This is a genomic window from Ramlibacter sp. (assembly GCF_035554825.1).
GTDB lineage: Bacteria > Pseudomonadota > Gammaproteobacteria > Burkholderiales > Burkholderiaceae_C > Ramlibacter.
Genome location: NZ_DATMHS010000102.1, coordinates 1 through 9,031 on the forward strand (window position 1 = coordinate 1; position 9,031 = coordinate 9,031).

The following is a 9,031-nucleotide window of genomic DNA, read 5'->3' on the forward strand; positions in this document are numbered from 1 at the left end:
GGCCAGCAGCTGATGGCGGCCTGCGCCGAGAACGTCACCAAGGTCAGCCTCGAGCTTGGCGGCAACGCGCCGTTCATCGTGTTCGACGACGCCGACCTCGACGAGGCGGTGAAGGGCGCGATCGCGTCGAAGTTCCGTAACGCCGGCCAGACCTGCGTCTGCGCCAACCGCCTCTACGTCCAGGACGGCGTGTACGACCAGTTCGTGCAGAAGTTCGCGGCCAAGGTGAAGGCGCTCAAGGTCGGCAACGGCTTCGAGGAAGGCGTGGTGCAGGGCCCGCTGATCGAGGATGCCGCCGTGGAAAAAGTGCAGCGGCACGTGCAGGACGCGGTGTCCAAGGGCGCCAAGGTCGTGGTCGGCGGCGGCAAGCTGCAGGGCCAGTTCTTCGAGCCGACGGTGATCTCCGGGGCGACCGGCGACATGCTGGTGGCGCGCGAGGAGACCTTCGGGCCGGTGGCGCCGGTGTTCAGGTTCAAGACCGAGCAGGAGGCGATCGCCGCGGCCAACAACACCGAGTTCGGCCTGGCCAGCTATTTCTACAGCCGCGACATCGGCCGCATCTTCCGCGTCGGCGAGGCGCTGGAATACGGCATGGTGGGCATCAACGTCGGCATCATCGCCACCGAGCACGTGCCCTTCGGCGGCGTCAAGCAGTCGGGCCTGGGGCGCGAGGGCTCCAGCCACGGGATGGAGGAGTACCTGGAGATGAAGTACCTCTGTGTCGGCGACATCCTGAAGTAAGCCGCCCCGGGCGCGGGCGCGCCACGCGCCCGCGCCGGGCAGGCACGGGCCCGGCGGCCGCCGCGCGAGAGCTGTCGGGCTAGTCGACCGCGATCCGCTTCTCGGCCGCGACCTTCTTCCACACCGCCAGGTCCTCCTTGATCCGCTGCGCCAGTTCGGCCGGCGACAGCGCCGCCGGGACGGCGCCGTCGGCCTCCAGCAGCGCGCGCAGTTCGGGCGTGGCGGCGATCGCGTTGAGCTCCCGGTTGAGCCGCTGCACCAGCGGTGCCGGCGTGCCGGCCGGCGCCAGCACCGACACCCAGATGTCCGCGGCGAAGCCCGGCGCCACGCTGCCGAGCGGCGGCAGGTCGGGAAAGGCCGGCGTGGCCTGGCGCGATGTGACGGCCAGGGGGCGCACGCGCCCGGACTTGATCTGCGACGCGAGCGACGAGTAGTTGGAGATCATCACGTCGATCTGCCCGGCTGCCATGTCCATCAGCGCGTTGGCGGCGCCCTTGTACGGGACGTGGCGCAGCTGCACCTTGGCGCTGTCGCTGAACATCTCGGTGGCCATGTGCGCGATCGACCCCATGCCCGAGGTGCCGTAGGTCAGCGTGCCGGGCTTGGCCCGCGCCGCGGCCACCAGCTCGGCCGGCGTGCGGATGCCGGTCTGCGCCGAGACGGCCAGCAGCAGCGGCCCCTGCCCGACCATCGCCACCGGGGCGAAGGCCGCGACCGGGTCGTACGGCAGCCGCGGCTGGGTCGCCGCGGCGGTGAGGAAGGTGGACGACGTGAGCAGCAGCACGGAGCCGTCGCGCGGTCCCTTCGCCACCGCGTCGGCACCGATCACGCCGGCGGCGCCCGGCTTGTTGTCGACGATCACCGTGGTGCCCAGGCGCTTGGCCAGCGGCGGCGCCACGGCACGCGCGATCGCGTCGTTGCTCGCCCCGGGCGAGAACGGCACCACGATCTTGATGACCGTCGGCACCTTGGGCTCGGCGTCGGGCTGGGCGCCGGCCGGCAGGAGCAGGCACGAGGCTGCGGCCGCCAGGCCGAGCCGGATGAGAAAGCTGCGCATGGGGTTGTCTCCTTGGTGTGCGGTTCGGCGCGCTCAGGCCGGGATGTCGATGTCCAGCAGCGGCGCGTACTGCTGCGCGCCGAAGATGTCGGCGTCGCCGGCGCAGCCGCTCGGATGGCGGCGGTAGATCGTGAACTTGATCGCGTAGGCCGGGTCGTATTCGACGAAATCCGAGATCCGCTCCAGCGGGATGCGGTACAGGGCCGCCACGCGCTCGCGCGTGACCGCCCCGGAACGCTTGACGCGCTCGTACTGCGCCGCCTCGCGGAAGATGATGTCGAAGGTGATCTTGTTGACGCCGGCGTTCTTGCTGCGGATCGTCTTGGCGAGTTCGTGAAGCTTCTGGGTGCTCATGGAGTCTCCCGTTGTCAGAGGCCGGCGTCCACCATGTGGACGGAAAACAGTTCCATCGGGTCCTCGACCTCGACGGTGTGGTTGAGGGTCCAGCGGTAGGCCGGGCTGGCCGGCAGCACTTCGTCCAGCGGGAACGCGACCGACCCGGCCGTGCCCTTCACGTCCGGCAGCCGGGCATAGAACATCTGCCGCAGCCCGATCATGGTGACCTCCTCGGCCATCTCGCGCGTCGGCGCGACCCCCTGCACCATGACGCACAGTTCGTGGCCCGGCCGTTCGCGCAGCGGTTCGAGTTCGCCCATCACCCCGTCGCGGCCGTAGACGGTGTAGTGCAGCTCGTAGCCGGTCTCGCCGAAGCGCTGCCGCACCTGGTCGCGCGCCCAGCCGATCACCCGGTCGACGTTGGCGACCGTGTACGGGTCGCGGATGCCGCACAGCCCGACGAAGCGCTCGCCCACGCGACCGGCGCCTTCGAGCTTGACCCGGACCTTGCGGTCCGGCACGAAGCGCGAGCCCGTGATGCGCGCGGTGCGCTCGTCGAGCTGCTCGTAGCGGCAGCCGGACATGTCCAGCCGGCCGCCGGCGAAGAACTCCTCGTAGGGATTGGAGCGTTCGTACATCGCGTGGCCGGAGACCGAGGCCACCGTGCAGCGCTGCTGCGGATGCATGGCGGTGACCCGCACGTCCTCGACCGAGATGGTGCCCATCACGGTTTCCTTGCCGCCGTAGGGCTCGGCGCAGAACGATGCGCACTCCAGCACCTTGCCCAGGTAGTAGGCGTGGTCGGCGGCGAAACCGTGGTGCAGCGCCGGCGCGGCGAACACCGCCGCGTCCGAGCTGCGGCCGCCGATGATGACGTCGGCGCCGCGCCGCAGCAGTTCCAGGTACGGATGCACGCCGGCCATCGCGACGATGCGGTCGGTCGCGTCGAGCTCGCTGTCGGTGAGGTCGGCGAAGCCGTCCAGCCCCTGCACCACCTGTCCGCGCCGCATCTTGCCGCGCAGCGCCTCCTTGTCGACCTCCGAATAGAAATAGCCGACCCGCAGCTTGCGCATGCCGTGCTGCTGCGCGAGCTCCTGGATGATCCGCACGTAGCGGTCGACGCGGCTGTTGGAGCCGGTGTCGCCGGCCGACCCGATGATCATCGGCACGGCCAGCCGCCGGGCCGCCACCAGCATGTGCTCGAGGTCGTGCCGCTGCCAGGCCTCGGGGCTGGTGGAGGTATCGGAGCCGAGCGGTACCGGCCCGACGTCGTCGCTGCCGGAATCGGCGGCGATGTAATGGGGCTCGGCCCGCACGCCGAGTTCGAAGCTCTCGGTGCGCAGCGGGGCGAAGCCGAGGTGGCCGTTGGGGCAGATGATCTTGAGGTGCTGCATGGGTCCTGGGTTGTGAACCGGCGCGGCGGCGTCGGTCCTGCCATGTCGCAGGAACCGTGCCACCACGGCGAGCGCCCAAACGGCTTTCGAATCAACGAGTTGCGGACCAGCGCCCCGGTCCGGGGTGCGCGGATTTCACGCCTCGCGCGTGAAATCCGCGCACGGCGGTCAGTCCGATCCCGCCCCTGCGATCCCGAGCTTGGCCATCTGGTGGCGCAGGGCGTGCCGGGTCAACCCCAGCGTCTTGGCCGCCGCGGCCAGGTTGCCGCCGGCCCGGGCCAGCGCCTGCGTCACCAGGCTGGCCTGGTAGGCGCGGGTGGCGGCGTGGAAGCCGCGCTCCGGCAGCGCCGTTGCGGCCGCCGCCTCGGCAGCCGGGGCCCGGCCGACCTCGCGCAGGATGCGCGCCGGCAGGTGCTCGATCCGCACGCGCTCGCCGTCTTCCAGCAGGCAGATGCGCTCGAGCAGGTTCTCCAGCTCGCGCACGTTCCCCGGCCACTGGTAGGAGCGGAACACGGCGCGCACGTCGTCGTCGAGGTGGCGCATGCGGCTGCCGTGGTGCTCGTTGTACTTGGCCAGGCAGTGCTCGGCGATCAGGAAGATGTCATCGCCGCGCTCGCGCAGCGGCGGAATGTTGATGGCGATGACCTGCAGCCGGTAGTACAGGTCGTCGCGGAAGCGCCCGGCCTTCACCTCCCCGAGCAACACCTTGTTGGTGGCCGCGATGAAGCGCACGTCGACGTCGATCGGGCTGACGGCGCCGACGCGGCGGAAGCGCCGGGTGTCCAGCAGGGTCAGGATCTTGGCCTGCATGACGTGATCGAGCTCGCGGACCTCGTCCAGAAAGACGGTGCCGCCGTTGGCGGCCTCGATCAGCCCTTCCTTCTTGCTCACCGCGCCGGTGAAGGCGCCGCGCTCATGGCCGAACAGCTCCGACTCCAGCAGCTCGGCCGGGATGGCCGCGCAGTTGATGTCCATGAATTCGGCGCCGGCGCGATCCGACAGCGCGTGCAGCATGCGCGCGGCCAGGCCCTTGCCGGTGCCGGTCTCGCCGTAGATCAGGACGGTGTTGGCCCGGCTGCGCGCCACGCGGGCGATCAGCTGGCGCAGGGCCACCATCGAGGGGTGCTCCCCGATCAGCGCGGGTTGCAGGCGGGCATGTTTCATGGATCGCGACGAAATCGGCCGCGGCGGCCGGCCGTCGCCATTCTGCCGCGTACAATGCCGGCCTGTCCGCGGGCGTCGTTCAATGGCAGGACCTGAGCTTCCCAAGCTCAAGACGTGGGTTCGATTCCCATCGCCCGCTCCACTCCCCCTAGAACTCGTATTCGGCCTGCACCCGCAGCGCCGTGCGCGGCGATGCGTTGGTCACGCCGAACAGCAGCGCCGCGTTGTACTTGATCGCCTGGGTCGCACCGGCCTTGATCTTGCCGAAGATGGCGGGGCCGACCAGATGCTCCTGCTGCGACGACTTCGACCAGTGGTCCCAGCGGCCGAATTCGCCGAAAGCCTGCGCGCCCCACTCGAGGCGCTCGCTGCCGCGGTACTTCAGCTGCGCCTCGTACTTGAGCTCGGTGTCATGCGGTTCGCTGGCGCGCACGTGCCGTTCCCACAGCAGGTTCAGGTTGCCTTGGACCGGACCCCACTCGGACTGCAGCAGCGGGCCGAACACCAGCTCGTAGCCTTCGGCGCGATCCTTCGGCCGCTCGATCTCGAGCAGGAAACCGACGTCGACCGGATATTTGCCCGTGGGCGCCAGCTGGAACTTGTTCTCCCATTCCCAGGCGTCGAACGAGGTGCGCGCGGCGGGCTCGCGGTGCCACTTGCCGTAGATTTCGGTGAACCACCAGGACGTCGCGCCCCAGCCGAAGCCGATCGAAGTGGCGGTTTCGCTCGAGCCGTCGCGGTGCTTCTCGAGGCCCCACTTGAAGTCGATTTCCTTCTCGCCTTCCTCGACGATGGGGGTGTGCACGTACTGGTTGGGGCCGGCGTGCGCGGCGGTGGGCAGGAGCAACGGGCAGAGGGCGGCCAGCGCCCCCGCCAGGATGGCGGTTCGCATCAAGTTTCTTTCGAAGTGAGTGTTGTTGTCAGCAGGAGCGGGCGCGGACCGGCCCCCGGGCCGGCCCCGCGCGTCCCTGGCGCTGCCGCACTCGGCGCGCGGCCAGGGTGATCAGGACCACGGTGCCGGCGTAGAACGCCAGCTGCAGTCCGGAAGGCTGCGCGTCGTAGCCGGCCAGGGCATGCAGCAGCACGCCCAGCGCGGAATCCGTCGGCAGCACATGCGAGCTGTCCCACAGCGCGGTCGACCAGGCGTCGACCAGCCCCGCCTGCGCCAGGGCGCGGGCCAGCTGGCTGGCAATGGCGCCGGCCAGCAGCAGGATCAGCGCATTGGTCACCTGGAACAGGTGCTGGGCCTTGACGCGCGACAGGCCGAAGTAGATCAGGGCGCCGATGCCGACGCCGCCGGCCAGCCCGCCGATGGCGCCGGCGGCCACCATCGTCCAGTGGTCGGAGCCGCCGGTCGAGAGGCCCGCCACGAACAGCACGGTCTCTGCCCCTTCCCGCAGCACCGCCAGGGCGACCACGGTGATCAGGGCCCAGGGCTTGCGGCCGCCTTCGCGGACGGACGAGCCCAGGCGCCTGGCCTGCATCGACATTTCCTTGGCGTGGGCGGAGACCCAGATGCAATGCCACGCCAGCATCGCCAGCGCCGCGCCGAGGATGCCGACGTTCACCAGGTCCTGGCCGACCCCGTCGGCCATCGCGCTGATCTGTCCGGCGCCGGCCGCCAGCGCCAGCGCGCCCAGCACGCCGGCGATGACGCCGGCGGCCAGCCAGCGGAGACGTCCCGGCAGGCCACGGGTGGCGGCGGCCACGATCCCGACGAACAACGCCGCTTCGAGCGATTCGCGAAAGACGATGAGCGCCGTCCCGAACATCGCGTTACTCCGCGACCACCACGCCCTTGGCGGTGGCTTCGTGGTATTCGCCGAAGAACTCGTACTTGCCCGGCTTCAGGGGGCCGATGAAGATCACCACCTTGCCGCCCGGCGGAATGATCTTTTCGCGGTTGAGCTTGTGGCTCTCGAACTCCTCGGCGGTGCCGTCCTGGTTGTGGACGGTGAGCTTGACCCGCTGGCCGGCGGGCACCTTGAGCTCGGCCGGCTCGAAGCGGTGGTTCTTGATGACGAGCAGTGCTTCCGGATCGGCCGCGAGCGCGACAGTGCAGGACAGTGCCAGGGCCGCAGCAGCCGAGCGCAGGAGCATGGAAGTCAACATCTTCATGGAGTGCCTTGGAGAGGATTTCCGCTACTCTAATGCGAATCATTCGCAAATACAAGATCCAAGCCATCGGTAGGGGCTCTTGGGCCGCGTCAATGGAAGTCGCGGCTGCCGGGATGCTGCCGGCCCAGCCGGCCCAGCAGCGGCGTCAGATCCTTCAGCCGGTGGGCGATGAGATTGCGCACGTTCCCGCCGCTTTCCATGTCCCGCTGCCAGGTGCCTTCCACCGCGAGCAAGCGCGAGAGCAGCACCTCCTGGCGCTGCTGCTCGCGCAGCGATTTCCAGACGATCACGTTCACCGGGCCGGTCTCGTCTTCCAGCGTGATGAAGATGGTGCCGTTGGCGGTTTGGGGCTGCTGGCGCACGGTGACGATGCCGCAGGCCCGCACCTTCAGCCCGTTCGGCAGATGGCTCAGTTCGGCCGAGGTCTGCAGCCGCATCTTGGCCAGGCGCGACCGCAGCAGCGCCAGCGGATGGCGGCGCAGCGTCAATCCCAGGGAGGCGTAATCGAAGACGATCTCCTCGCCTTCGGGGGCTTGCGGCAGGACCAGTGTTTCCTCGTTGAGCGGCGCCTCGCTCAGCATGCGGGTCGGCCGCCGGTAGGCTTGCGCATCCCACACCTGCTGGCGCCGGTGCCCCGAAAGCGAAAGCAGCGCATCGCCCGCCGCCAGCGCATTGACGTCCTTCCCGTCGAGCTGCGCCCGCAGCGCCATGTCCTCGGTGCTGGCGAACGGCGCTTCCCGCCTGGCTTGCATGATCCGCTCGGCGCCGGCGCGGGTGAGACCGGCCACCAGCCGCAGCCCCAGACGCACCGGCGACCGGGCATCCTTTCGATCCGCCGCCATTTCCAGCGTGCAGTCCCAGTCGCTGGCGCCGACGTCCGGCGGCAGCACCTGAACGCCATGGCGCCTGGCGTCCTGCACCAGCTGCGACGGCGAGTAGAACCCCATCGGCTGTGAATTGAGCATCGCGGCGAGGAAGCATTCGGGCTCGTGGCACTTGAGCCAGCTGCTGTCGTACGCCAGCAGCGCGAAACTGGCGGCGTGGCTCTCGGGAAAGCCGTATTCGCCGAAGCCGAGGATCTGCTTGAAGATGTTCTCGGCGAACGCCTCGCGATAGCCGTTCCTGCGCATGCCTTCGATCAGCCGCTGCTGGAACTGGTGCACGCCGCCGCGGCGCTTCCATGCCGCCATCGATCGCCGCAGGCGGTCGGCTTCGGCCGCGGAAAATCCGGCGGCGATCATCGCGATCTGCATCACCTGCTCCTGGAAGATCGGGATGCCCAGCGTGCGCTCCAGCGCCGGCTTCAGTTCGTCGCGCTCGTAGGTGATCTCGCCGCCCTGGCGGACACGGTCGCGGCTCTTGAGATAGGGATGGATCATGCCGCCCTGGATCGGGCCGGGCCGCACGATCGCCACCTCGATCACCAGATCGTAGAAACGGCGCGGCTGCAACCGCGGCAGCATCGACATCTGCGCCCGGCTTTCGATCTGGAACACGCCGACGGTGTCGGCGCGGCAGATCATGTCGTAGGTCGCTTCGTCGCGGTCCTCGATGTCCTGCAGTTCGAATGGATGCCCGCGCCGCAGGCTCACCAGGTCGACGCAGCGGCGCAAGGCGGTGAGCATCCCCAGCGCCAGCACGTCGACCTTCAGCAATCCCATGTCGTCGAGGTCGTCCTTGTCCCACTGGATGATCGAGCGCTCCGGCATCGCGGCGTTTTCCACCGGCACGAGCCGCGTCAGCTTGCCCTGCGTCAGCACGAAGCCGCCGACGTGCTGGCTCAGATGGCGCGGAAAGCCGCGCAAGGCGTCGGTGAGCTCCAGCCACTGCCTGACCCGCAGTTCGTCCATCGCCACGCCGGTCTGCGCGGCGCGCTCGCACAGGCGCTGCACCTGCAGCCCCTCCTCGTCGAACCAGAAATGTTCCTTGGCGAAGGCGTCGACCAGCGCGTCCGGGATGCCCAGGGCCTTGCCGACATCGCGGATCGCGCTGCGCGTGCGGTAGGTGGCGACCACGGCCGCGATCGCCGCCCGGTCGCGCCCGTACTTCCCGTAGATGTACTGGATCACTTCCTCGCGCCGCTCGTGCTCGAAATCGACGTCGATATCGGGCGGTTCGCGGCGCTCTTCGGAAAGGAATCGCTCGAAAAGGAGGTCGTTGACCGCAGGGTCGGCGTTGGTGATCTTGAGGCAATAGCAAACCGTACTGTTCGCAGCCGAAC

At 69.3% G+C, this 9,031-nt stretch carries 9 protein-coding genes and 1 tRNA gene; 2 read left to right on the forward strand and 8 right to left on the reverse strand.

Going from position 1 to position 9,031, the window contains the following annotated elements; translation table 11 throughout:
* A partial coding sequence (locus tag VNT59_RS12330) for an aldehyde dehydrogenase family protein (RefSeq protein ID WP_325498703.1) occupies window positions 1-741 on the forward strand: 741 nt, incomplete at its 5' end.
* Between the two features lie 79 nt (window positions 742-820).
* Here VNT59_RS12330 and VNT59_RS12335 read toward each other — a convergent pair.
* The 4 genes from VNT59_RS12335 to VNT59_RS12350 all read right to left on the reverse strand — a co-directional run bounded on the left by VNT59_RS12335 (window position 821) and on the right by VNT59_RS12350 (window position 4,692).
* Window positions 821-1,798 (reverse strand): tripartite tricarboxylate transporter substrate binding protein, encoded by a 978-nt coding sequence (locus VNT59_RS12335; protein WP_325498704.1) that lies wholly within the window; start codon window positions 1,796-1,798, stop codon window positions 821-823.
* A 33-nt stretch (window positions 1,799-1,831) separates the two neighbouring features.
* The gene (locus VNT59_RS12340) at window positions 1,832-2,152 is read right to left on the reverse strand and encodes a DUF4387 domain-containing protein (RefSeq protein WP_325498705.1); all 321 of its coding nucleotides are present in this window, start codon (window positions 2,150-2,152) and stop codon (window positions 1,832-1,834) included.
* Window positions 2,153-2,166: 14 nt separating this feature from the next.
* On the reverse strand, window positions 2,167-3,528 hold the full coding sequence (locus VNT59_RS12345; protein ID WP_325498706.1) for an acyclic terpene utilization AtuA family protein: 1,362 nt from the start codon (window positions 3,526-3,528) through the stop codon (window positions 2,167-2,169).
* 168 nt (window positions 3,529-3,696) lie between these two features.
* Window positions 3,697-4,692 (reverse strand): sigma-54 dependent transcriptional regulator, encoded by a 996-nt coding sequence (locus VNT59_RS12350; RefSeq protein WP_325498707.1) that lies wholly within the window; start codon window positions 4,690-4,692, stop codon window positions 3,697-3,699.
* Between the two features lie 68 nt (window positions 4,693-4,760).
* On the opposite strand from VNT59_RS12350, the gene VNT59_RS12355 reads away from it, so the two are divergent.
* Window positions 4,761-4,834 (forward strand) — tRNA-Gly (locus VNT59_RS12355).
* A 6-nt stretch (window positions 4,835-4,840) separates the two neighbouring features.
* Here the strand turns inward: VNT59_RS12355 and VNT59_RS12360 are convergent.
* The 4 genes from VNT59_RS12360 to VNT59_RS12375 form a co-directional block, all read right to left on the reverse strand.
* Window positions 4,841-5,584, reverse strand: a complete 744-nt coding sequence (locus VNT59_RS12360) for a hypothetical protein (RefSeq protein ID WP_325498708.1) — start codon at window positions 5,582-5,584, stop codon at window positions 4,841-4,843.
* A gap of 28 nt (window positions 5,585-5,612) precedes the next feature.
* Window positions 5,613-6,464, reverse strand: coding sequence for an FTR1 family iron permease (locus tag VNT59_RS12365; RefSeq protein ID WP_325498709.1), 852 nt, complete (start codon window positions 6,462-6,464; stop codon window positions 5,613-5,615).
* 4 nt (window positions 6,465-6,468) lie between these two features.
* Window positions 6,469-6,810, reverse strand: coding sequence for a cupredoxin domain-containing protein (locus VNT59_RS12370; RefSeq protein WP_325498710.1), 342 nt, complete (start codon window positions 6,808-6,810; stop codon window positions 6,469-6,471).
* 89 nt (window positions 6,811-6,899) lie between these two features.
* Window positions 6,900-9,031, reverse strand: a 2,132-nt coding sequence (locus tag VNT59_RS12375) for an error-prone DNA polymerase (protein ID WP_325498711.1), incomplete at its 5' end; no start/stop codon positions are given.

Bases quoted from the DNA above. Each gene is read 5' to 3' on its own strand.
- VNT59_RS12335 (WP_325498704.1), bottom strand. From the start codon at position 1,798: ATGCGCAGCTTTCTCATCCGGCTCGGCCTGGCGGCCGCAGCCTCGTGC.
- VNT59_RS12370 (WP_325498710.1), bottom strand. From the start codon at position 6,810: ATGAAGATGTTGACTTCCATGCTCCTGCGCTCGGCTGCTGCGGCCCTG.
- VNT59_RS12345 (WP_325498706.1), bottom strand. From the start codon at position 3,528: ATGCAGCACCTCAAGATCATCTGCCCCAACGGCCACCTCGGCTTCGCC.
- VNT59_RS12365 (WP_325498709.1), bottom strand. From the start codon at position 6,464: ATGTTCGGGACGGCGCTCATCGTCTTTCGCGAATCGCTCGAAGCGGCG.
- VNT59_RS12340 (WP_325498705.1), bottom strand. From the start codon at position 2,152: ATGAGCACCCAGAAGCTTCACGAACTCGCCAAGACGATCCGCAGCAAG.
- VNT59_RS12350 (WP_325498707.1), bottom strand. From the start codon at position 4,692: ATGAAACATGCCCGCCTGCAACCCGCGCTGATCGGGGAGCACCCCTCG.
- VNT59_RS12360 (WP_325498708.1), bottom strand. From the start codon at position 5,584: ATGCGAACCGCCATCCTGGCGGGGGCGCTGGCCGCCCTCTGCCCGTTG.